The 24,635-nt window shown below is 49.6% G+C and carries 18 protein-coding genes and 1 pseudogene; 10 read left to right on the top strand and 9 right to left on the bottom strand.

The window, feature by feature from the left end:
• Positions 1-15: 15 nt before the first annotated feature.
• The 3 genes from IPN95_18815 (at position 16) to IPN95_18825 (ending at position 8,149) form a co-directional block, all read left to right on the top strand.
• Positions 16-5,100, top strand: coding sequence for a hypothetical protein (locus tag IPN95_18815; GenBank protein MBK9451421.1), 5,085 nt, complete (start codon positions 16-18; stop codon positions 5,098-5,100).
• Entirely contained in the window at positions 5,028-7,415 is a 2,388-nt protein-coding gene (locus IPN95_18820) for a T9SS type A sorting domain-containing protein (protein MBK9451422.1), read from the top strand. Before IPN95_18815 ends, IPN95_18820 begins: the two co-directional genes overlap by 73 nt.
• A gap of 407 nt (positions 7,416-7,822) precedes the next feature.
• On the top strand, positions 7,823-8,149 hold the full coding sequence (locus IPN95_18825; protein MBK9451423.1) for a hypothetical protein: 327 nt from the start codon (positions 7,823-7,825) through the stop codon (positions 8,147-8,149).
• A 58-nt stretch (positions 8,150-8,207) separates the two neighbouring features.
• On the opposite strand, the gene IPN95_18830 is transcribed toward IPN95_18825, so the two are convergent.
• The 6 genes and pseudogenes from IPN95_18830 to IPN95_18855 all read right to left on the bottom strand — a co-directional run bounded on the left by IPN95_18830 (position 8,208) and on the right by IPN95_18855 (position 18,151).
• On the bottom strand, positions 8,208-9,728 hold the full coding sequence (locus IPN95_18830; GenBank protein ID MBK9451424.1) for a hypothetical protein: 1,521 nt from the start codon (positions 9,726-9,728) through the stop codon (positions 8,208-8,210).
• Between the two features lie 695 nt (positions 9,729-10,423).
• Positions 10,424-11,206 (bottom strand): peroxide stress protein YaaA, encoded by a 783-nt coding sequence (yaaA, locus tag IPN95_18835; protein ID MBK9451425.1) that lies wholly within the window; start codon positions 11,204-11,206, stop codon positions 10,424-10,426.
• 95 nt (positions 11,207-11,301) lie between these two features.
• Positions 11,302-13,321: pseudogene (fusA, locus tag IPN95_18840) on the bottom strand (elongation factor G).
• Positions 13,322-13,747: 426 nt separating this feature from the next.
• Positions 13,748-15,733 (bottom strand): T9SS type A sorting domain-containing protein, encoded by a 1,986-nt coding sequence (locus IPN95_18845; protein ID MBK9451426.1) that lies wholly within the window; start codon positions 15,731-15,733, stop codon positions 13,748-13,750.
• Between the two features lie 217 nt (positions 15,734-15,950).
• A complete protein-coding gene (locus tag IPN95_18850) occupies positions 15,951-17,258 on the bottom strand; it encodes a glycosyltransferase family 39 protein (GenBank protein MBK9451427.1) in 1,308 nt (435 codons plus the stop codon).
• An 86-nt stretch (positions 17,259-17,344) separates the two neighbouring features.
• Entirely contained in the window at positions 17,345-18,151 is an 807-nt protein-coding gene (locus IPN95_18855; GenBank protein MBK9451428.1) for an SDR family oxidoreductase, read from the bottom strand.
• Between the two features lie 150 nt (positions 18,152-18,301).
• Between IPN95_18855 and IPN95_18860 the strand changes: the two genes are divergently transcribed.
• Both IPN95_18860 and IPN95_18865 read left to right on the top strand, forming a co-directional pair.
• Positions 18,302-19,219: a WYL domain-containing protein gene (locus tag IPN95_18860; GenBank protein ID MBK9451429.1), complete on the top strand. Its 918-nt coding sequence runs from the start codon at positions 18,302-18,304 to the stop codon at positions 19,217-19,219.
• Between the two features lie 324 nt (positions 19,220-19,543).
• Positions 19,544-19,765 (top strand): hypothetical protein, encoded by a 222-nt coding sequence (locus IPN95_18865; GenBank protein MBK9451430.1) that lies wholly within the window; start codon positions 19,544-19,546, stop codon positions 19,763-19,765.
• 64 nt (positions 19,766-19,829) lie between these two features.
• Here the strand turns inward: IPN95_18865 and IPN95_18870 are convergent, their stop codons facing one another.
• Entirely contained in the window at positions 19,830-20,027 is a 198-nt protein-coding gene (locus IPN95_18870; protein MBK9451431.1) for a hypothetical protein, read from the bottom strand.
• A gap of 95 nt (positions 20,028-20,122) precedes the next feature.
• Here IPN95_18870 and IPN95_18875 point away from each other — a divergent pair, with 95 nt between their 5' ends.
• The gene (locus IPN95_18875; protein ID MBK9451432.1) at positions 20,123-20,341 is read left to right on the top strand and encodes a hypothetical protein; all 219 of its coding nucleotides are present in this window, start codon (positions 20,123-20,125) and stop codon (positions 20,339-20,341) included.
• 115 nt (positions 20,342-20,456) lie between these two features.
• Here IPN95_18875 and IPN95_18880 read toward each other — a convergent pair whose 3' ends face one another.
• Positions 20,457-21,047, bottom strand: a complete 591-nt coding sequence (locus IPN95_18880) for a DUF4878 domain-containing protein (protein ID MBK9451433.1) — start codon at positions 21,045-21,047, stop codon at positions 20,457-20,459.
• Positions 21,007-21,246, bottom strand: coding sequence for a DUF4878 domain-containing protein (locus IPN95_18885; protein ID MBK9451434.1), 240 nt, complete (start codon positions 21,244-21,246; stop codon positions 21,007-21,009). Before IPN95_18885 ends, IPN95_18880 begins: the two co-directional genes overlap by 41 nt.
• Before the next feature lie 322 nt (positions 21,247-21,568).
• Between IPN95_18885 and IPN95_18890 the strand changes: the two genes are divergently transcribed.
• The 4 genes from IPN95_18890 to IPN95_18905 all read left to right on the top strand — a co-directional run bounded on the left by IPN95_18890 (position 21,569) and on the right by IPN95_18905 (position 24,587).
• Complete coding sequence (locus tag IPN95_18890) at positions 21,569-22,231, top strand: hypothetical protein (protein MBK9451435.1); 663 nt, start codon at positions 21,569-21,571, stop codon at positions 22,229-22,231.
• Between the two features lie 290 nt (positions 22,232-22,521).
• Positions 22,522-22,986, top strand: coding sequence for a DUF4878 domain-containing protein (locus IPN95_18895; protein MBK9451436.1), 465 nt, complete (start codon positions 22,522-22,524; stop codon positions 22,984-22,986).
• Positions 22,987-23,477: 491 nt separating this feature from the next.
• Complete coding sequence (locus IPN95_18900) at positions 23,478-23,915, top strand: hypothetical protein (protein ID MBK9451437.1); 438 nt, start codon at positions 23,478-23,480, stop codon at positions 23,913-23,915.
• Between the two features lie 219 nt (positions 23,916-24,134).
• Entirely contained in the window at positions 24,135-24,587 is a 453-nt protein-coding gene (locus IPN95_18905) for a DUF4878 domain-containing protein (GenBank protein MBK9451438.1), read from the top strand.
• Positions 24,588-24,635: the final 48 nt, after the last annotated feature.

The raw sequence follows: 24,635 nt of genomic DNA on the forward strand, positions 1-24,635 counted from the left end.
CTTCATTCTCCCATTATGCAAAGAATTTACCCATCTCCTTATCGTTTGCTCGTAGGTGCTTTCTTCTTGGCGGTTGGAATACTGCCAAAAGTGGTATCAGGGCAAGCCACCGTCACGGTGACGGTTAATTCAGGATCTTGTAGCACGACGTGCACCGATGGCTTCATCGGGGGTTCTCCGGATCCTCAATGGCGCGTCAATGTCGAAAATCAAGGTTGGACCACATATCCTTCCTCAGGCATCTGCTTCGTCAATCCACCAAGGGTTGAATACACCAGTCCGACCTATATTTGTTCCCTCCCATCGACCTTGCAGGTCTGTTTTCGAGCCTTTGAGGACGATGGCGCGTCTTGCATTGTGAGCGAGGCATGCCTTACACAGACCTGCCAAAACTATACGATTCCGGCTCCAGGAAATAGCACCAATCATACCCTGACAATCGGGGCAGGTTCCAGTACCGGCAACGTCAATTTCACGATTACCACATCGGGGTCCATCATCGCCGCACCGGCCAACAACGACATTTGCAATGCGACCCCAATGACTTTGGGCACGACCTACACTGGAAACAACACTTGTGCGACTGTGCAGCCCCTTGAAGTAGACCCATCGTCTGGTTCGATTTCGCCTTCGAATACAGTGTGGCATAGCTTTGTGGCACCTGCTTCTGGTCACGTCATCGTGACAACCGACTTTGGTGGAACGAACTTTGACACGGAAATTGCCATTTACCGCGCCAATGCCTCGCCTTGCCCGGGTTCAATTTGGGGAAACCTCACCGAGGTTGGCAGCAACGACGACATCACGGTACTTTTCAACTTGGATTCTGAGGTAGAGCTAGAGTGTTTGACTCCCGGCATGACATATTATGTGCAGGTGGACGGCAACAGCGCTGGAGATTTTGGCCAATACCAGATTCGCACATCTTCTGTGGGGCCGCCGATTTCAACCAACAACAACCTTTGCAACCAGATTCCATTGACACTGGGCACGACCTACAATGGAAACAACGAATGTGCCAATACCCAGCCTGGCGAGCCGAGCGGCTCTTGCATGTCTGCCTCCAATACGGTCTGGCACAGCTTTGTAGCCCCTCCGTCCGGTCATGTCACCGTAAGCACTGACCTTGGCACCACCAACTTTGATACCGAGGTTTCAGTTTACGCCGCATCTGGAAATCCCTGCCCTGCTACGAATTTCGGGATGTTGAGCGCCGTGGGTTGCAACGATGACATTACCCTACTGTTCAACTTGAATTCGCTGGTTGATGTCGAATGCCTTACCCCTGGTGCTACCTATTATGTGCAGGTGGATGGCAATACCGCTGGCGACCATGGCAACTATTCGATTTTGGTCAGTGCTGTTGGCCCCCCGCTACCTACGCACAACGCCATTTGCAACGCAATTCCATTGACATTGGGTGTGACAGGAACTTACAACAACAACTGTGCAACGGTTGAAGTTGGAGAAGTGGACGCCGCATCCGGTATTATTTCTCCTTCGAATACTGTTTGGCATACCTTTATTGCGCCTGCTTCGGGACATGTCATTGTGACGACCGACTTTGCTGGTACCCAATTCGACACAGAAATTGCTGTTTACCGTGCAAACGCCGCTGTCTGTCCTGGACCCGTTTGGGGAAATTTGACCGAAGTAGGCAGCAACGACGACCGTATTTTGGTATTCGATCTTGACTCAGAAGCAGATATCGAATGTTTGACCCCGGGTATGACTTATTATGTTCAGGTTGACGGCAACAGCGCTGGCGACTATGGACAATATCAAATTCGCGTGAGTGCGACAGGCCCGGTTCAAGCGAATAACGACCTCATTTGCAATGCATTAAATCTTGGAACTATCGGTTTGGCTGGCACAGCCAACAACAATAACATGAACAACCTTTGTGCGGGGATTTCGCCAGGAGAACCCAACTTCCCGGGTTGTGTGGTCGGCATTGATCAGACAATCTGGGTGACCTTTACCACGGGCGCATCGATGGGTTATGAATTCACGATTTCGGCATTGAATGACCCCTTGAACCTGGGCGACCAAATCGACCTTCAATTGGGTCTTTATACCAGCTCAAACGGTACTTGTACGGGTTCATTGACGGCGGTGGATTGCGACTATACACCTTTGTTCTTTGACGAAGACCTGATTGTGAAGTGCTTGCTTCCGAATACGACCTATTTTGTGCAGATCGATGGCTCTGCACTGAATGTCGAAGGGTTTATCGGGTTGACTGTCACGGACGATGGCATTCCCCGTGCCCCAAACAACCTGATGTGTACTGCAACCCCATTGGGCACGATTCCAACCTTGGGTCAAGTCTCCTTGCCCAATGAGAACAATTACTGCGGCGGCGTCGAACCGGGAGAACCCGTTCCACTTGCATTCGGATTGGATCAGACAGTCTGGTACACCTTCAAACCACCGGTAAGTGGGAGTGTCGAAATCGAATTGATCGACAACGGAACCGACTTCATCGACTTGCAACTTGCCGTTTGGCATAGTACGACCAATACTTGCACCGGCTTTTTCACAGAGGAAGAAAGCTATGATGACCCGCTTTCAGCAAGTATTGACGGACCGCAGTCCATGCGTTTGAAATGTTTGGATACTTCGGCGACCTATTTCATACAGGTGGATGGCGCCTTCCTTCCGCTTCTGGATAACCACGTTGGGGATTTTCAGATCATCGTAAGGGACTACAACGTGACTGCGGCACCGCACGACAGCATCTGTAACCCGATTTTCCTGGGTAATCCGACGCTTGGACCGATCAGTGCCTTGAATCAGCACAACTTCTGCGCCGACAATATTTCGGAGCCGATTCCGACCTGTTTCGGTACCAACATGACAGTCTGGTATACTTTTATCGCGCCGCCTAGCGGCAGGGTAAATATCGATTTGCAAAGTGACCCGCTTAATACTGGGGATTACATTGACCTTCAAGTGGCTGTTTTTGCATTGGCAGGAGACGTTTGTACGGGGGCACCGACCGAAATGGGTTGTGATTACAATGACCTTTTGGAGTTTCCGCCATTGTCGCGCGACGAGGAAGTTGATGTCAATTGCTTGACGCCAGGACGGCTCTATTGGATCATGGTCGACGGATCAGATGACCCAGATGATGTTGACGGATTCTTTAACATCACGGTCACCCAGAATCCAGGACCGGGCCCTGTGCTCAATGACTCGATTTGTGATGCAATTTTCTTGGGCAACGTGCCACCTGTGGGCAATATTGTCAGCGCCGAATACAACAACTTCTGCGCAACGGTCGAGCCGGGCGAACCAACTCCGGGCATGTCCTTGATTCCATTCGGACTTGACCAGACGGTGTGGTACACCTTTACCGCTCCGACTACGGGAAACATGACGATTTCCGCGACCAATGACCCCTTCAATCGTCCAGACAACATTGATTTGCAGCTTGCGGTCTACGTCAGCGACAACAATACGTGTACAGGAAACTTCTCTGAAATCAACAGCGACTACGACCCTGGATTCTACAGCGAAGACCTTTCGCTCACTTGTCTTGAGCCGGGTCGCACGTATTGGTTGCAAGTGGATGGTGCTTTGTTGCCTCCTCCTCCCCTTCCAACTGTTCTTGTTGAGGGTTACTTCAACTTGACGCTCGAAGCCGATCCTGCGTTTGTGCCGATGCCAACCAACGACGACATCTGCAATTTTGTAAATCTTGGCGTTGTGCCTTCTGGCCTACCCACGGCTACGTTCAGCGGCAGCAATTACTGTGCTACCACTGAATCCGGCGAACCCAATGTGAACTCGTGTCCGCTTTCATTCCAATACACATGTGACGAGACCGTTTGGTTTACCTTCACAACCAACAACAACCCCGGCGCGATCACCATTGAATTGTTCAACCTCAACGGCATCGTTCCTTTCATCAATGTCTACGAAGCGAACACGTTCCCAAATTGTACGTTCAGCAATTTGACCTTCGTGGCTGACAGAACGGGAATTCCATTCAACAACGTGTCCCTTACGATTCCATGTCTGCCTCCGAATCGCACCTATTTCATTCAGGTGGATGGTGTGGATTTCATTGGCGACCAAGGTGCCTTTGACATTCGGGTGCTCGACAATGCTGTGCCACAGGTGGTTCCCACGAATGATGACATTTGCCAGGCGACCAACTTGGGATTGATTCCGCTCGGTGGAGCTTCTGCGGTGACTCCCGGAACAAATATTTGTTCCTCCGAGGAAACCAATGAGCCCAATGTGAGTGGATTGCTCGACCGTACGGATCCCCTCTATGACGAAACCGTATGGTACCGGTTCACGACAAGTGGTACTCCAGGTACCTTCAACGTCAATGTCACAGGCGTTACGGGTGGTTTGCAGACGGTTCTGCACGTCTATCGTGCGGATGCTCCGCCATCCTGCGCATTCGCAGACATCACGGAGTACGACAACTTGACAGCCGTGTTGCCCAACAACAGCTTGAACATGACCTTGGATTGTTTGGAGCCCAACACCACATATTATATCCAACTCGACGGGTTGGATGTGATTGGTGACGATGGCAACTTCAACATTCAAGTCACCGACAATGGTACCCCGCATTTGACGCCGCCCAACGACGACATTTGCAACCGCATCAGCCTTGGGGTTGTTCCGACAGGCGGCAACTCTGCCAACCTTGCCGGCCACAATTTCTGCGCAACAACTGAAGGTGGAGAACCCAACGTCAGCGGATGCTCGTATCTGAGCGACCCACTTTGTGACGAAACGGTTTGGTACACATTCACCACCGGCCCTACCCCAGGCCTCACGACGGTCAACGTCAACAATACCGTCGGGATCGATGCCACCATTTATGTCTACGCCATGAATGGCCCGGGCTGCAGCTTCATCAATCTCAATTTGTTGGAAGATGCGGACGATCTGTTTAGCACAAACGTTTCGGTTGACATTCCTTGCTTGCGTCCGAATACGACGTACTGGGTACAAATTGATGGTGTGGACATTCTCGGCGACGAGGCACGTTCAACATTTTTGTGGAGGACGATGGAACTGTCAACAGCTATCCGACCAATGATTCTATCTGCGATGCGACCAACTTTGGTGTGATTCCATTTGGAGGCGCCTCGGCGCTGACTCCCGGAAACAACTTCTGTGCGACCACCGAGCCCGGCGAACCCAATGTGGATGCTTGCCCTGTGGTGAGCAGCCTCACTTGTGACGAATCGGTTTGGTACACCTTCACGACGAGCGCATCCCCTGGTCAAATCACGGTGGCGATCACCAACGCGGTCGGCATCAACGCCAACATGAACATCTATTCAGTATCTCCTTCTGGTAGCTGCAATTTTGCCAACCTCACGCAGATTGCCTCCCGCGACGACCTGTTGAGCAACAACGTCAGCATCTCCATCCCATGTTTGCCTGGCAATACGCAGTACTATGTCCAAGTCGACGGCGTGGACATTTTGGGTGACAACGGTACTTTTGACATTCGGGTGAGTGACAATGGAACATTTGTTGGAGCTCCAGCCAATGATATGCTGTGCAACGCCGTGCCAATGGGAAATCCAAATGGCGGTGCTGTCGGTCCAACGGCGGGCAACAACAATTGTGCTACGCAACAAGCAGGTGAGCAAAACGTGAGCGGCGATGATGAAACGGTTTGGTACACATTCATAGCACCCGCTTCTGGCGCGGTGACAATCAACGTAAACAGCGTTTCCACGATCGATGCCAATTTCACCTTGTATCAGTCGACCGGGCCCTGCGGATTTGCCAACTTGATGCAGGTGGGCAGCAACCACGACAACTTGATCAGCTTCTCTGTAAGCCACACCGAGGAATGCTTGATTCCGGGAGCCACCTACTACATTCAGATTGACGGTGGTGACATTTTCGGGGATTATGGCAACTTCACAGTGACCGTCAGCGATGCGCACGTCGGTTATGTTGGTCCGAGCAATGATCCTTGTACAGGTGCCATTACCATTCCGATCGGAACGGAGCCATGCCAAGGTTCGGGACTTTGGAACGTTTACAACTACGGTAACCCGACCGTGTCGGTCAACAACGCCTTTACCCAAGGATGCGGGGCAAACTGCGGTGATACATGGTACACCTTTGTAATGCCGCCCTCAGGAACTGTCTTGTTGGAAGGCAATGACGAATACGGATTCTTGGGCTTGAACAATTCTCAGCAGACTGTTGCGGCCTATACGGGTCCTTGCAACAACCTGAGCCCGATCAATTGCGACCAAGGCGGGGTGTTTGACGATCCGCAGTATTACATCTCCGCTGCTCCGGGCACGGTGATCTACTTGCAAGTATTTGACGACGGCGGCGATGACTTCAATGAGCAGATGGCACTTTGTCTTACTGACCGTTGCGGCTCCGATGACTGTATGACGGCACAGCCGATGCAGACTGGTCTATGGTACTGCTGGGACACCGACGGCGCAAATGGGGAAACTTTCCCAGATCCAGGTTATGAAGAATGCGGAGACGGCACGGATCCTGGGCATTCGGTTTATTTCACCCATACCACCACCTGCCCGACATTTGTGGTCACTGTACAAGGAACCATTGGCGGCATTTGTTTGCTCGATGAACCCACGGACGGTATTTCGATCGCAATCTATGTCGACAACACGCCCTGTGATTGGAACCCACAGTCCATGTTGGATTGTGCCCAAACGGATGCTTGCCTTGGAACCACTTACTACTGGACGCAAGCTTATTCTCTGCCGGTTGGTACGCAGTTGATGATCCAAATCGACGGATTTGACTTTTCGGGTAACAACAATGGTCAGATTCGTATTGATTGTCCATTGCCGCTGCAATACTCCGATTTTACGGGTTATCGCGAAAACGAGGTGCATCAACTGCGTTGGACCACATCCGACCCTGCGGCACCTTTGGGAACTTTCAAAGTTGAACGCAGTTTGAACGGACGCGATTTTGCGGTGATTGGCAGTGTAGATGGCAACGACGTGGATCAATCCGGCGGTAGCTCCGGAGGAAGCAATACCAATTACTTCAACTACAAGTTCGCCGATCAGCAACCCGTTGCGGGGCACAACTACTACCGCATCCGTTTTGTGGATCCGAATGGTTTGGAAATCACTTCCGAGGTAATCGACCTTTATTTTGATGCGACACAAGCGGTTCAAATTATGGGGCTTTACCCAAATCCTGCAAGGGAATGGGTGACCTTGGAATCCTTTGTTTCCAAACCCGGCAACTACGAAATCAGCCTTACGGACATGTATGGCAAGGTCGTGCTGTCTGGTGACTACGCCTTGGATGCCGGCGTGAACAGTCAGCGCTTTGAGCTCGCGAATATCAGTGCAGGCATGTACGTGGTTCGCATCAAATCGCTGGATGGCCGTACGAGCGACCATCGGAAGTTCAGTAAGCAATAAGTCTTCCTACATTAAAGCAGCATCGCCGTTTACATCGTGGACGGCGATGCTGTTTTTATACATGGGTTCGTTGACGTAAACAGCCAAAAAATCTTCGAAATAAGTGTCATTCCCTCCCGATTCCTTCGGATGCAAGAATTGGACAATATTCGTCTCACTTGAATTACAGCTATAATTGCAGCTCCGAAAAATACAGAGGTCTATAAATCAAGATCTTGACGAATCCGTGATTTAAAATTTCCTGAAATCATTACAAATGGGGGCTCATGTAAGAATTGTCGGGGAACAAAGTGTGGCGACGATTGCCGAAAATCCTAATTTGACTTCGATGGCGAACATGAATTCGATCGCATGCGAATTGATGTGCTCCATTTTTCCTTTGTTCAAGAATCAAAATGATACGCGCTATGTTGAAAACGAAACTATCCATCCTCATTGTGCTAGGCATGATGCTGATCCCATGCCTGATGACAGCCAAAACGGTTCAATTCGAAAGAAAGCTGGCATCCGAGCAAACACTGGTGTTGGAAAACCCATCCGAACTTGATCAACAAACGTTGCGTCAGGTGCTCTTGATGGTAAAAGAACACCACCCGGAATATAACTACGGCACCTTGCGGTCCCGCTACGAGCAAGGCAGACTGGTGATCATCAAAACGGTTTCGCCTTCAACCGTGGATCTGTACACCGTGCTGATGGATGGCATTGAGATTTGCGTGTTGATGCCGATCTGATTGCAGGAATTCAACCTGCCCCTGACGGGCACGAAAGAATATCGGGATGGCCCGGATGTCAATGGTTGCCTTGAGAATGGGGTGGCCTGACATTCGGGCCCTCTGCTTTGATAAGAACAACATCCTTCATGGGGAAGAGCTTTGCGGCTTCGCGTTGCTTCGTCATGGCCATTGGAATTCCTTCCAATTTGGCATCCAGCCACGCCAACACGTTAAAAACCTGCGAGGCACGCTCTTCAAACGGATCCTTCATGATCTCGATAATGTCGGAGCGGAATTCTCGCATGATTTCGAAATCAGCGGAACCATCGTTTGCAGCAATAATGTCCTTGAAAAAGCGTAGAAACCGCCGCTCATAATGATGCATGCGCTCCTGCTTATAAATGTAGCGATAAGCAGATTTGAGGTGGTATTCGATGAGATCGAGGTTGCCGAGCTCGTAGTGAATCAGCAAATTGATCAGGCGCATTCCTGCTTGCAGGTCCGTACGCAGGTTGGTGCGCGGATGATTCAGGAACTTATTGGTCCAATACAATGCCCTTGAATAATCTCCCTGCACCACGAAATAGTCGGCTTGGATATAGCTTGCAAGCAAGCGGTTCCCCACAGCAAGGTCATTTTCCAAGGCCTCCAATTCGGCGGCAAATTCATTCAGGAATTCAGGGGAAGCCTTTTCTCCCACCCCAACGATCAACCCCATCGAATAGAGGTAATACTTCTCAAATCTGGAGACCCGTTCCTGCGGCGTCGAAACTTTCACTTCACGCAAGCGGGCTAGCAAGGGCAATGCCGTTTGGTGTCCATGTACGAAAATGACATGGTGAGCATACGAAGCAAATTGCTTCATGTACTGAAGCTTGGATTCCTCCAGCAATACCGGGGCAGCTTCGAAAATCGCCAAGGCACGCGCACTTGCATCCATGGCCGATTCATGGTCCCCTTTATAATAAGCAAGCCGTCGGTGGATCTCGTGAAAGTAAATGCGGGCACGATTGGACAACGCATTGGACTCCGCACTCAGAATCGGGGCATCCAGCACTTGGTCTGCGACCGATTGTTCATCCTCCTTGCGTGCGATATGTCTTGTGGCCAACAAAAGATAGGTCTGATTGTCGAGCAACCGGTAGGCCATGAGGTTGGAAATCTTATCCACGGTGACCTTCACCGCGAATTCATTCTCTCGCAACGCCTCCGGCAAAATCTTGATATTCTCTGTAATTTTCAGGATTTCCACTTCCATGTAGAGGAGCTTCAATAGTTCCTCAAACTTCTCCTGGGCGGAAGCAGATTCCTTGGCCTTGTTCAGCAACTTTTTTGCCTGGAAAAACAGATTCTTCTCCAGCAAAACACGCACCTGAAGCGTGATGGAGGACATTTCCGCATCAAAACCTTTGTGGAAATACGCCAACGAATTCAGAATCGCATTGTAGAGGTAGTTTTTGTGGTAGGCAAACTGCTTTTCAAATTTAGGATCAAGCTTGAATTTCTTCAGGATCTTGGGCTCGTCGTACTCCTCCAAACCCTCGATGACATCAAAGAGTTGGATATACTTCTTGTCACCTGAAGTAAGTTGAGCCAAAATGTGAAAATTGCGCTTCTCTCCTCTCGTTAGAGATTTGATCAGTTGAAAAAGTGCGTCTTGCCTTTTCATTTTGATAGTAGCCAACTACCATTCCCCAGCATAGGAAACGGACATCGGTTGAAAGAAAATTTTGAAACACCCACAACGGCCAAACCGTGGCCAAAACCACCAACTGTCAATCAATTTGACAATTCATTGAACCAAGGTAGAGATTTGCCAAATCAAAGTCAAGCGCGACCCGTGGAGCAATCGGCTATGTATTTGTCAAAAGGCTTCCGTTCTTCCTTAGACGAATCGAAGTCAATCGAGTGGTACAAGAACTTGTACATTCTTCAAAACAAAATGATTATCAGTCGATTAAGGGAAATGCATTCGTAGAGAATTGGCCTCATTCAAACGGATTATCCCGAAAATCTGATCGGAATCAGTGTACGATGCCTGCAACAAATACGGTTATTCATTACGAATATTTCAAATTTAATAAATTGATTTACAGCAATTTATCTATGAAAATCGCCATTTCACAGATTCTTTACACCAAATAATCAACAAAATTGAAATTGAAGATTCTTGTGAACGGTATTAGCTTCGAATCAGGTTAAACACCTAAATAGCTTTACGGGTAAATATAGCGCGTTCTTTCAATGAAATCAGACAGGTTGAGGTCTAACTTTCAACCTGTTTTTTTGTGCTCAACGTTCGACAGGTGCCTCCCTCGTAAATGCCCATTCTTGCTCATTGGAAAGCGCGGCATTAAAGCGGTAACCCCAAATCTCCGTGGATTGGAGCGATTCCGGCGAATTCAATCGATTGGCGATCACCCAAGCTGCCATTTTGCCCCGCGCCCACTTTGCCCAGAAGCTCACCACCTTGTAGTCCTTGCCCTTGCGATCCAGAAAAACCGGCGTGACCAACTGTCCCTTCAATTTCTTGGTCTGCACCGAGCCAAAGTATTCCTGGGATGCCAGATTCAACAAGAAGGGCGAACCGGACGCTGCAATCGCCTCGTTCAGGTGATCCGTAATTTTGCTACCCCAAAAATCATAGAGATTCTTCGTGCGACCGACTTTCAGCCTGGTCCCCATTTCCAAGCGATGGGGCTGAATCCGATCCAGCGGCCGCAAAGCCCCATACAAGCCAGATAGGATACGAAGATGGTCCTGGGCAAATTCAAAGTCCTGATCTTCGAATGTTGTCGCCTCCATTCCTTGGTACACGTCTCCGTCGAAGGCAAGAATGGCCTGTTTGCTCCCGGTAATTCCCAAACCCGCCTCCCATTTCAGGTACCGGCCAACATTCAAATCGGCCAGATTCGCAGAAATGTCCATGAGCTCCATCAAACGCTTGGGAGAATAGGTCCGCAACTTGTGAATCAACTTTTCCGAGAATTCCGTGTAAAGCGGTTCCGTAGACAACTTGGTACAAGCTTCTGTTTCAAAATCGACTGACTTGGCAGGAGAAATTACTGTGACCATTTCAATGCTTTTCGCAAAACTAATGCGGCCACCGCTCAACACAAAGGCTGGATTCCCACATTCGGAGAACCCAGCCTTGCGTTGAAAATCTAGTCCTATTGCGTGACCAGCGCCTGCGAAACCTGGGCGTAGTGGCTCAAACGCATGGTATAGCTACCGGTTCCGGCACTCAAACCACGCAAACTTGCCACGTAGCCAAACATTTCGCTCAGCGGAACGGTCGCCGAAATCGCTTGACCTTGCACAGTCGCCTCGAGCCCCGTGATGCGACCACGACGACGGTTGAGATCGCCGATCACCGCACCCGTGTAGGCCTCCGGACAAAGTGCATCGACCTGCATCACAGGTTCCATCGTCACCGGAGAAGCTTGTGCACAGGCAGCGAGAATCGCCGAGACGGCACAGATTTCGAATGCATTCGCGTCCGAATCTTCCCGGTGGATCGACCCGTCGACGAGGCGCACATGCACGCCATCAATCGGATTGCCATCGGCCAAACCGCGTTTGAGACCGTTGCGCAGCCCTTTTTCAATCGCTGGTACAAATTGCCCGGGAATCGCACCACCGACGATGCCATTCTCAAAGACAAAACCTGTCCCCGACTCCATCGGACTGACCTCGATCACCATTTCGGCGAATTGGCCTTTGCCACCGTTTTGCTTTTGAAGCTTTTCGCGGTGCCGGACCGTACGCGTAACGGCTGTGCGGTAAGAAACAGCAGGTCGACCCGTGCGAATCTCCAAACCGTAGTCGTCTTGAAGGCGGTCTACGACGACCTCGAGATGCAACTCGCCAAGGCCCGAGATCACCAATTGCCCGGAATCGGAATCCGTGCGGTAATGAAGGGCCGGATCCTCGGCAGTGAGCTGACTCAGGGCAAGAGAAAGCTTGCTTTCCAAGCCTTTGCCCACCAATTCGATGGCGACATCGATCACTGGGGCCGGGAACTCGATCGCTTCCAACACAATGGGTGCTTTAGGATCACAAAGCGTATCGCCGCTGAGCATCTCCTTGAACCCTGTGATGGCCACGATGTCCCCTGCCCGCGCCTCCGAAAGCTCCTCGCGCTGCGCGCCTTGCATTCGGAAGATGCGCGCAATGCGCTCGGTCGTACCCGTCCGCGGACAGAACACGCCTTCGCCAGCCCGCAACACGCCACTGCGCACACGCAGGAAGCCTGCGCGGCCCGCAAACCGATCCGTAAGTGTCTTGAAAACAAGACCGGAGAAATTTGCATCCTCGCTGTGGAATTGACCTTCATCCGGAGATGGAAGATACTGCGCCACAGCATCGAGCAGCGGTTGTACACCGATATTTCGGTATGCAGCGCCCGTGAGGACCGGAACCATCTTGCCCGCCAAGGTTGCCCTTCGAATCGCATTTCGCACGACTTCGGCATCGACAAACGAAGATTCCGAAAGATATGTCTCCAGAAATTCGTCGTCGACTTCCGCCAAGCGCTCGAGCAATTCCGCGCCCGCTGCCGCGATTTCGGGAAGCATGCTATGCGGCAAGGATCGAATGACAGGCTGCTTCTCTCCTTCTGCCCAATACAGCGCCTGCTCTTCCACGAGGTCGATGACGCCGCAGAAGCGGTCGCCTTCAAACCAAGGAAGCTGCAAAGGCACAGCATTGGCACCGAGAATCGAGCGCAACTGACCTACGACGCGCGAAAAGTCGGCTCCGGGACGGTCCATCTTGTTGACGAAGGCCACACGGGGCAGACCAAACTTGCTCGCTTGGCCCCACACGGTTCGGGACTGCGTTTCGACACCGGCCACACCACAATAAAGGGCAAGCACGCCGTCAAGGACACGCAGCGAGCGCTTCGACTTCGCCGTTGAAGTCAATGTGGCCGGGGGTATCGATCAAATTGATCTGATAGGATTGCCCTTGCCAACTCCAATGCGTTGTCACAGCAGCACTTTGGATCGTGATGCCACGTTTTCGCTCGGCACTTGTGTAGTCGGTGGTCGTATTGCCATCGTCCACACTGCCTACTTTGTGACTTCGGCCGGATGCAAAAAGGATATTTTCGGTGACAGTGGTTTTACCGGCATCGATATGGGCCATGATGCCCAAATTGCGCATGAAAGCAAGATCTTTGCGTTTCATAAAATTCTAAGCTTAAAGTGTTTATCCGAATTAATTTGAACCAAGCCTTTCGCTGGACAATCTATTCAAACTGCTGCTGAATGCCAAAATGGATTCGCTGCAATCAACGAAGGTCAAAAGCGAATGAAGTTGGCGCCTGAATTTTGGCTTGCAATTCAGGCTTTACAATATTGCCGGATTGTGGCTTCCCAAAATGGCACGGTGACCGAGGGTAAGGCTACCCTGGCAGTTGCAATTCAAATATGGGGTTACAAACGTTGCCACGACTTTATGGAATTTGCTGCGAATGTACGAGATTCCTGAATTCCGGGTTGCCTTACTGGCTGAATTGCCAATCTGCGCGACTGATTGGATCGATTATGCATTTAAGCGGAAAGCCGCCCCGGGCGGGACGGCTTTCGCAACAAAGTTCTATACATCAAAAATTCAAAAGTTGGTGTGCATCAATTTTCTCACCATATCGCCTTTGGCGGTATGGATTTTGAGAAGATAGATGCCGGCTGGCAATGAACCCGGCTCCAAACGGATAGGGTTGCTTCCTTGCGCATAAACCTCATTGGCATAGACAATCCTGCCTTTGATGTCGACGAGGTGCACAACAAACTTGCCGTAAGTTGAAATTGTTGGCTTCAATTGGATATAATCACCAAATGGATTGGGACCAACCGTAAACGGGTCACGTTCGATTGCGCCCGCGACGCTGATGACAAGGCTCACGGTAACATTGGCTGTGGTTGAACAGCCAAGGCTATCCGTCACAGTCACGCTGTAGGTGCCGGCAGCGAGGTTGGTGATGGTGGAGGTGGTTTCACCATTGCTCCATAAGTAGGAATATCCGCCGTTTCCTCCTGCGGGCGTTACGGTTGCAGATCCATCATTGCCTGCCATTTCCGGGGTGCTAGCAACGGTAGTTGTGAGCAAGGCGGGCTCCTCGACAACCACAACTTGACTAAGTACACAACCATCGGAGGACGTTACAGTGACACTGTAGCTGCCTGCGGATAAACCACTGAGATCTTCCGTGCTAGCGCCTGTACTCCACTGATAGGTGAAGGGGGCTTGGCCGCCTGCGATTGTCAAATCAATCGCCCCATCTTGGTCGCCATTGCAGGTCGGATCGGTTACGGAAGTGGTACCACTAGGTGCTCCGATATTGGAAACTCCTGTCGAGCCGATCATTTGACAACCATTGGCATCGGTCACGGTGACATCGTAACTACCAGCGTTTAATCCTGTTGTTGTTGCAGAAGTCGCGGAACTGCTCCAAAGAAAAGTGTAGGGACCGACGCCGCCCGTGGGCGATACGGTTGCGCTTCCGTTGGATTGTCCGCAGTTGGCGGATTGGCTGGTGAATGCGAGACTGATTTGGCTGGGTTCATTCACGGTATAGGTAGCGGTCGACGTGCAGCCATTGATGTCGGTCACGGTTACCGTATATCCGCCGGCAGTGAGTCCGGAAATATCTTCTACCGTGGCCCCGTTGCTCCATGCAAAAGTAAATGGTGCTGCGCCCGTTGGGGATAGGTTGATGGACCCGTCATTGCCCGCAAAGCATGAAGTCGAATTTGGCAATGAGCCGAGCGTCGGGGCTGCATTCACGACGATGTGATTCGGGAGAATCAGGGTATCTGATCCGGAAACATTGGAAACGATCAATGTCACGTCATAGGAACCTGGTGCTGCGTACAAAACATTGGGATTGGCAATGTTGGACGTACTTGGCACCCCTCCGGGAAAGAACCAAGCATAGCTGCTCGGGGAATTGGTACTTTGATCAGCAAAAACAACGGAAGTGGCTTCGCAGATATTGGTATCCGTCGTCGTGAAGAAAGCGATCGGCGCCGGCGGAGGTGTAGCGGTAATCGTGAAAGTTGTGCTATAGACCTTGTCTCCCGTGTCGCTGTTGTTGTCATTGGCGGCTAAACCGACAAGGAAAAACGTGATGGGACCGATATCGGTCGCAGGAGCTGTCCAGGTGAAGGACCAATTCTGCGTTCCATTCGCAGCACGATGGGAGACATACTTCCGCAGGAAACCCGTCACAGTTCCGGTTTGTGATGTCGTATTGGTTGCATTGGTCACCGTGAATGTGCCAACGGTAGCCCCAACGCCTCCTGCCAATGCCGTGATTTGAAATCCGAATTGAACTTTGGTTGGATCGATCGTGGAAACTTGAATGGTATATTGCTGACCGGGAACGTATTGCGTTTCATTATTGCCAAAAACCATGGATACTGAACCGGTTCCAGCGGTTCCACCGTGGCATTGGATACACTTATTTTCGTTAGGAGCTCCAGTCTTGGAAGCGACCGGGCTGTTGGAGTTGCCGATCACTACCTTCATCCCTACGAGAAGCATCAAAAAACCCACACCCAAGGCCCCTGCTTTATACAAGGCACGCGAATTACCCATACTATTACCTATTCGATATTCAATACAACTTCCGAGAACGTATCCCTCATGCAATTCGGGATACTATCCTTTTAAACGTCGAGCCGCTGTAATTGTTATCATTTCCAGCGAATGACCTCCATGCAAAGATATGGAAATTCGCGGAAATACATGTAGCTACAATAAATATATAAATGATTGAAATACAGATATTTGAAAACTTTTCGAACCAACATATTTAAGGTTCCATTGCAACTGCAAAAACTGTTTCTGAAGCATGGATTCGTTCTTGCCTACGAAGGGTAAACATGGCAAGCACTAGAATGAGCGGATCCATGACCATGCGGTACCTCCCATCGGCCCATACAGCGGAGGAGACCAAAAGCATCACGATCAATGCCCCAAAAACCAGCCCTTCTGCCCCAGCCCATTCCCTTCGTCTGATCACAGCAAGCGCCATGCCCGTCAAGATCAAGGCATTACAAATCAGCTGTAATCCCGCCGCGAGCATAGCCATTCCTGCCGAATGCGTCAATTCCATGGCCCAACCATAACCGAGCCCTTTGAACATTTGCCAAATGGTCCAGACTTCAAATCGAAACGCATCCCACGGGTGCTTTAGAAAAAAATCAACGGTCAGACCTGTCATTCCCGGGGCAAGCATTTCTGTTTCATGCGTTTGTTTGCCTTGAGGATAGCTTCTCAGATCCGTCAAAGGCATGTTTTGGGCCGAAACGCTATCGCCGGCCATGTAGAACGAATGTTCGTGAAGCTCCTTTCCCGTACGCCATGCCTCCAAACCACCGAGACGGCCGTGCAACATCCCCATTTCACCCATCGTGCTGAATGCTAACCGACCTGAAAGCTGCTGATTTCGCCACATCCACGGACCTACGAGCAAAATTGGAAGTATCAATGCAGCAAGCAATTGTGGCACCCTTTGTTGCTGAAGTCGAAAGCTTTTTACCATTGCCAACGGCGCTGCAATGACGAGCAATGGCAATGCAACAGGCCGCAAAAAACTGGCGATGCTGAGCATCGTCAAGGCGACGGTCAGCATCCCAAGGCCTGCACCCTTCCAAAATCTCAAATAGGCCCAAACCGCGACGAGCAAGCAAAAAACAAAAGGTACTTCGCTCAGAATATAGCTCGCAAAAATCACCGGATAGGGCTGCATCAGATAGAGCTTTGCGCCCGAAGCCGCGATTTTGGGGCCGTAGAGATCCAATCCAATTCGGTAAATCAGCCAGGCAGCGGCAAGCACCATCAAATGCTGCAGGAGCAAAATCCAAAAGGGTGACCTTCCCAGCAAAACCAGAAAAACGGGATATCCAGGCGTTCTTTGCAAGTCTTCAACAAGTGGTTCCGAAAAACTTTGGCTGAATTCGCCAGAAACCGTCAGATTTTCAGCAATCGTCAGATATTGAATGGAATCGTCGGTCAAGTAGGATCGTTGCACCAACGCTGCCGAAAAAAAATAGATGTGCATGGCTGCCACGAAGCAGGTCAAAACGGTGGTGCTCCACCCGTATTTTTTCCACGGCAATTGCATTCAACGGACTTGGAAGCAAGTTAGCAGCCATGCGCATACTTTCAAATGTCGGTGCGCGGAAAGCAACAATGGAAACGCTTCTATTTCAATGGCGAATCGGGCTCCTTGGCGAAATGGTTGTAAACCATTTTGTCCATGAATTTGGGGAACCACTTGTTCATGAATACAGTAAGCCTTCCTTGGCCGGTCAAGACAAGGGTACGCTTACGACGGGTGACAGCCCGGTAAATGTGCGCTGCGACCTCCTCTGCAGACATCAGCTTGTCTTCGTTGAGCGGTGTTTCAGATTGCTGTGAACCATCGCCTTTCAAGGCAACCTTGCGAATGTTGCTCTCTGTAAAGCCGGGACATGCCAACAGGACATGAACATTTTTCTTGAGCAGCTCGGTGCGCAGGGCCTCCAAAAATCCATGCATCGCAAATTTGGATGCACTATAACCCGTCCGGCCCGGCAAACCCCTGAAGCCGGCGATGGATGAAATCCCGACAATCGAACCTTGGTTCTTCACAATCTGATCGATCGCCGCCCGTGTACAATAAACTGTACCGAAGAAATTCACCTGCATGACCCGCTCGATCACCTCGACATCCAGGTCTTGAAACAAGGCGCGCATGGAAATTCCAGCATTGTTGATGAGGATGTCAACCTTCCCGTAGATCTTGAGGGTTTCCGATATAAATCTTTCACAATCTGACTGTTGCGTCACATCCAGACTTGCCCAGTTAGCGGTGCCGCCAGCCTTCCGGATCTCCTCTCCGACCTCTGCCAATTGTGCGATGCTGCGCGCTCCCAACATGACCCGACTGCCTTCCTTGGCAAACTTCAGCGCAAGCGCCCGGCCAATGCCACTTGATGCTCCGGTGATGAGTACAACTTTGTCTTTCACAACGATCCTTTTGATTCGGCTCAAAATTAGGCAAATGCCATCTCCAACAAAATTTTGAACAACAATCACCGCCCTAGCGGAAATCCTGGGCGTCGAATCCCTGTGAATCTTATTGCCATTCGCCCCAATTGCAGTAAATTCACCCTCGTAATGGCTGAAGCAGACTACAAAGGCAAATTGCTACGCTTGTTTCGGGAGATCATGCTCCTGACAAAGTCTCCGTTTGGGCTGAGCATCAATGACTTGGTCGAAAAGCTTGGAGTGACTTATCGCACGGTCTACCGCGACTTGGAATTGCTGGAGCAGGTTGGCTTTTTTCCGGAGGAAATTTCGAAGGGGAAATATGTGATCCGTGGACTCGACAGCGAAGTGCAGAAGTTTGAGAAAAACCTGCAATTCTCCGCCGAAGAAGCTGGAATTCTTGCGCAGGCGCTTGCCTCGATTCCCGAAAGCAATCCGATGAAAAAGGTGATTGCCGAGAAGATGTTGGCATTTTCGGGCATGGAGGATGTATTGAAGGTCATTGTCAAAAGTGACATCAGCCGCAACATGGAAAAGTTGGCGACGGCGATCCGTGAACGTCGGCAGGTGCGATTTCACAATTACCACAGTGCAAATTCGTCGAGCATCAAATCCAGGAGGGTTGAACCGTACGCGTTTTCCGCAGATGGTGTATTTGTGAAAGGTTTTGAGCATGGCCCAAACGTCACCAAGACCTACAAAATCGAGCGCATCGAAGAGGTTTCCTTGCTGGATGAAAACTGGAAGTTTGAGATTTTTCATGATACCGAAGTCAAGCCAGATATTTTCGGAATCAATGGTGGCGAATCGCAAACCGTGAAGTTGCGTTTGAGCATGCGCGCTGCGCACCTGCTACAGGAAGAATTTCCGCTGTCTGCACCACATATATATAAGGAGGATTACAAACACTACCTCTTTGAAGCCCATTGCAACAGCTTCATCGCCATTGGCAGGTTTATCTTGGGTTTGATCGATGAAATCGAGGTGCTGGAGCCGGCAGCTTTGATTGAGCATCTCAACGAACGAATCGCCAAAAGGCGGCTCTAGCCGACATTTCTTTAGAGGTCTTGCATTCGTTTTATTTCCCAAATCTGGGTGAAGGCAGTCCCATGTCTAAGATTTTGCGCAACGGTGTGGACGAATCCAATGCTTTGCGAATGAGAAATTCCCGGACAAAACTACCAAACGTAGCCTAAAGCCAAAATAAATTACAATCTTTTACTGATTCGCTTGACAAATGCCAAAATTCAAGGTATATTTGAATCATGATCACTAAGAAAATTTTCAAGTTTCTCAAAAAAGGATCCGAGTTTTTGACACGAGATGTCAAAAGCGGCCCTGAGATTTGAATTATTAAAAAAGCGAAAGACAATGGAAAAGAGATTCTACCCTACCCAGCCCTTGATCATCTGCACTTGCGGAAACCACTTGCTTGTGGCGCCAGGTTGCACCTGCGATGTATGTATGGGAGTTGCCGCCGAGCCTGCCGATGGGCAGACTGCCGGCAGCCAAGGAGAGCGTCGTGATCGCTTTGACATGAGTTATTTCGAAGCACTTGAGCGGATGTTTGAGAGCTTTGATTTCGCCGCCTGAGATGATTTTACAGCAATGATATATTTTTTCCATCCTACCCGTCCAACCGCCTAGTTCAGGCATATTACAGCAGCAGTTTTTGAAGAATGGCCCCTTTCTCCCCGGAAGGGGCATTCTTTTTTGCTTCGCACTTCGAAATGTCATTGCCAACAAACTGACTGCGATAGAAGCCCAACTGCTTGGAAACATCTGCCATATCAGCCAAAATCCTCAGTGATCCTTCCAGAAGACCCGACGGATCAGCGATTTTGGCTTCGATCACGTATATATTCTGTCGGCACTTCAATTTAAGCCAGAGTTTTTGACACGAGATGTCAAAAGCCGCATTGACCTTTGAATTATTAAAAGCAAAAGACAATGGAAAAGAGAATGTACGCTGCCTTGCCCCAGATCATCTGCACTTGCGGAAACCAATTGTTGGTCACACCCGGTTGTGCATGCGACGTTTGCATGGGGATTGCTGCCGATCCTTCCGAAATGCCGATTGTTGCCGCCTCCGAACGGAAAGATCAATATGACATGAGCTATTTTGAAGCCTTGGAGCGCATGTTTGAGAGCTTCGAATTCGCAGCCTGATCAAGAACCCCCTCGAATTATTGAATACGGGACCAACTCCCCACAACTATGAAAAGACAATGGCCCTTCCGACTGAGAAGGGCCATTCTATTTTCAGCAGAAACACGAATCGCGCTTATTCAGCCTCTTCCATTTCTGACTTGGTCATGATCACTTCCCAATTCCCTTTGTCGTCCTTGCCCAATTTGAGGACTTTTTCATCCTTTTTGCCTTCCTCGGTATAGTAGGCCTTGGCAAAATCTCCGTCTTCCTCCACGCGTTTGATCTCTTTCTTCACCTCCGACTTTTTGTCGTCGTCGAGTGCAGCCATCGATTTCTGATACTCCAGCATATCGCTGGTGCTTTGGGAACCGTAACGCATCGCAGCGTCGTAATTCCCGAATTCCAACGCTTTCATGAAAGCTTCAGCCGTTTGTTGGGCTGATTTACCTTCGCGGTAGGCCTCATATTTGATCGCGGGAACCACCTTTTCTTCCGAATCTGTGCCGTCCACCGCGTTGTCAGGTTCGTCGGTATCCGTTTTGGTGCCTCCTCCGAAATCCGTTTTACTCATCACGACGACCCATTTGCCTTCGTCTTCGCGCAATTGCAGCACTTTGCCTGTTTCATCCCCCTGATCATAGATCACCGTCGCATAATTCCCGTCTTCCTTGACATCCTTGATTTCAAACTCCTCCTTCATCGGATTTGCGCCGAGATTGGACATTTTCGACCATCGTCAAGTTTTGTGCGGTACCCTCTGAACAAAAGGTCTTGGCCTTTTCAAAATCGCCAAACTGCATGGCTTTCAAAAAGGCTTCGGCTGTCTCCTTGGGGCCTTTTTTCTGTGGATCGCTGCTGCAACCATTCAAAACGAGCACCAGCATTGGCAAAAGGAAAACGGCAAATTTGAGTCGTGCGTACATCACAAGAGGAATTGGGGTGAATCGAGGGCATCCAACGTTGAATACCAAGCACAAAAATAATGGAAACACAGAAAAAACGACCATGATCTTTGACATGAGATGTCAAAAAGCCCATGCTATTTTGGAGAAAAGAAGGTAGTCGTTCCCGCCCTCAAGGCTACGAACGTTCACCTTAAGTATCCTGAAGGAATCTAAATATTGTTTTGCTCGTTTCAAATGGTTCTGTTTTCAGCGGGTTCCCTTTTCGGGAGCCCGCATTTTTTTTCAAAACACTGCCTTCCGACATTCCCCTTAGCTGCCTTATCTTTGCACCTGAAAGACTATGAAATTTTCCGATCGCATCCGGCAGGGCACATTCACGATGATCTTTGGATTCTTCGTGTTTTATACCATTCGCTACATTGACTTTAATCCTTATCCCAAATGGCTTACTGAGCATCAGATGCAACAATGGCTCGGTGCGGGACTTGACGAATCCACCTTGCAAGATGGTGACTTGGTGTTGCGACATAGCAAAGGCTTTGTCAGCGACGCTATTTTGACGTTTCAGACACAGGATCCGCAGTATTCGCACAGCGGGATTGTCAAGAAAAAGGAAGGAAAAACCTATATCTACCATGCCACGGGCGGGGAAGAGAACGTCTCTCAAAAGATGAAATGTGATCCCATTGCGATCTACTGCCACCCGGCCGCCACTTACAAGTTCGGTGTTTTTCGTTGGGACCTCCCTGAAGATCAGCGCGCTAAATTCATGAAATCATTGGATCACTGGTACAAAACCGAAATGGAGTTTGACCTTGACTTTGACATGACTACCGATGACAAAATGTATTGCTCCGAAATGATCTACAAAGGCCTTGTAGACGCTACGGGAGACACCAATTACATAGCTTTGTCGCGCGTGATCGATAAACCCTACGTTGCAATTGACAACTTGTACCTGAACGCGCATTGCAAGCAGCTCTTTAAGTATGAGTATGAATAATTGAACGTTTTTGCCCTGTAATAAGGGTAAAAATGGAAGTAGCCGGCAAGAATGCCGAGATCAAAATCGGCTTTGGAACCAATAATTGAGAAAAACAGCATTCACGATCTCGTTATTATCAGTTGATCAACAACCAACTAACCTTTTCCTGGAAAAAACCTTTGCCTTGAAAATATCATTTGGAATTGATAATCAAAAACATCTATCTTTGCCGACGGTTTTTGAAACGCTTTCAAGTCGATCAGGGGCCATGTTAATTCCGATCATTATTTAAAAAATTAGAACGAGTTATGAAAAGGACTTTGAAATTTTCTGCTATCGCACTGCTCGCAGTGGTTGTTCTCTGGGCATGTGGTGGCGCAAGCGGCCCTAAGGCTGTCGGCGAAAGCTTCTTGAATGCAATGGCAAAAGGCGACATCGAAGGCGCAAAGAAATTTGCTACCAAAGATGCTCAAGAGTCATTGGGTATGATGGCTGCTTCTGCTGAAGCCAAAAAAACCAATCCTGACAAAATCGAAATCGGCGAGATCAAAGAAGAAGGCGACAAAGCCACTTTGAGCTACAAAGAAAACGGAACTGACAAGAGCTTGAACCTGGTCAAAGAAGACGGTCAGTGGAAAGCAGCTTGGACCAAAGGTGGCGGTGGCCTCGAAGATTTGGGTGGTGCGCTTGAAGGTGCTGTCGAAGGCGCTGTTGAAGGTGCTACCGAAGCTTTGGCTGACTCTGCAGCAACTGCTCCAGCTGAAGGCGAATAATTAACCGAAGTAATTCGGCACAACAAAAGGGCTTCATTCGTGAAGCCCTTTTGCATTTTGGCCCATTGAGTTCGGAAGCAGGTTCAATCGCCATCCAATTTCTCCTTCATGATGAGACCTTCAGGCATTTTGGGCTCAGGAATTTCCCGTGCAACACTGTCAAAATCTCGTCTCCATTTGTGAAACTTGTGTGCTAAGCCCGGATTTTTCCACATCGAGCTTCGCCAAACGGCTCCAATCCACCTCGAAAAACAGAGAAACTAAATACTCCATCCAGGGCAAAAACGGCGATTGGAAGCCACTGAGGCCGATTTCAAAAACATGCTCGCCGAATCGTCTATTTTTATAAAAATGCACATCCCCAATGTGGGTTGCCGACAGGCCTTGACAAGCCTCATCGCAGCATTCAGAAAAACATCTACATTTGCATCAGTCTTCCAACGAAGATTTTTTCTCTCGAATTAAAAGTTATTTAACGATCACATTTCATTATGAAAAGGACTTTGAAATTTTCTGCTATCGCACTGCTCGCAGTGGTTGTTCTCTGGGCATGTGGTGGCGCAAGCGGCCCTAAGGCTGTCGGCGAAAGAAAAGGCGACATCGAAGGCGCAAAGAAATTTGCTACCAAAGATGCTCAAGAGTCATTGGGTATGATGGCTGCTTCTGCTGAAGCCAAAAAAACCAATCCTGACAAAATCGAAATCGGCGAGATCAAAGAAGAAGGCGACAAAGCCACTTTGAGCTACAAAGAAAACGGAACTGACAAGAGCTTGAACCTGGTCAAAGAAGACGGTCAGTGGAAAGCAGCTTGGACCAAAGGCGGTGGCGACATGGGCCTCGACAAACTTGGCGAAGACCTTGGCGATGCCATGGGCGAAGCTTTGAGCGGCGACTCAACTGCTACTGACTCTGCAGCAGCTGGCGAATAATTTCGCTTCCCGAAAAGATACAAGGGCTTCCCAAACGGGAGGCCCTTTTCTTTTGTGGAGGATTGAGCAGAAGCATGTTAGGCCATTGTTAATCTTGTGTTTTTAGCCATTCTTTACGGACCAAACGAATGAAGTACCCGTATAGCAAACTACATTTGTCGCAGTTCAGCGATGAACAGTTAATCTGAATTATTAGTCTTTTACGATCACATTGAAATTATGAAAAGAACATTGAAATTTTCTGCTGTTGCACTGCTCGCAGTAGTAGTGTTGTGGGCATGCGGTGGCGCTGCCGGTCCTAAGGCTGCTGGCGAAAGCTTCTTGACAGCCATGGCCAAAGGCGACATCGAAGGCGCAAAGAAATTTGCTAGCAAGGATTCACAAGGTGCCCTCGAAATGATGGCCGGAACATCCGATGCAAAGAAAGCCAATCCTGACAAAATCGAGATCGGCGAAGTGAAGGAGGAAGGCGACAAGGCTACCTTGAACTACAAGGAAAATGGCACTGACAAAACCCTCAACCTTGTCAAGGAAGACGGTGCTTGGAAGGCTTCTTACACCAAAGGTGCAGGCGACACCGGTGGCCTAGATGACCTTGGCAAAGGCCTCGAAGACGCCATGGACAGCGCGACATCAACCGTCGACACGTTGATGCCAGCAGACGGAGAATAATTCTCTCGAAACAATAGAAAAAGGACCGACGAAAGTTGGTCCTTTTTT

The sequence above is a fragment of the Bacteroidota bacterium genome (assembly GCA_016718825.1).
In the GTDB taxonomy this organism is placed as follows: Bacteria; Bacteroidota; Bacteroidia; order J057; family JADKCL01; genus JADKCL01.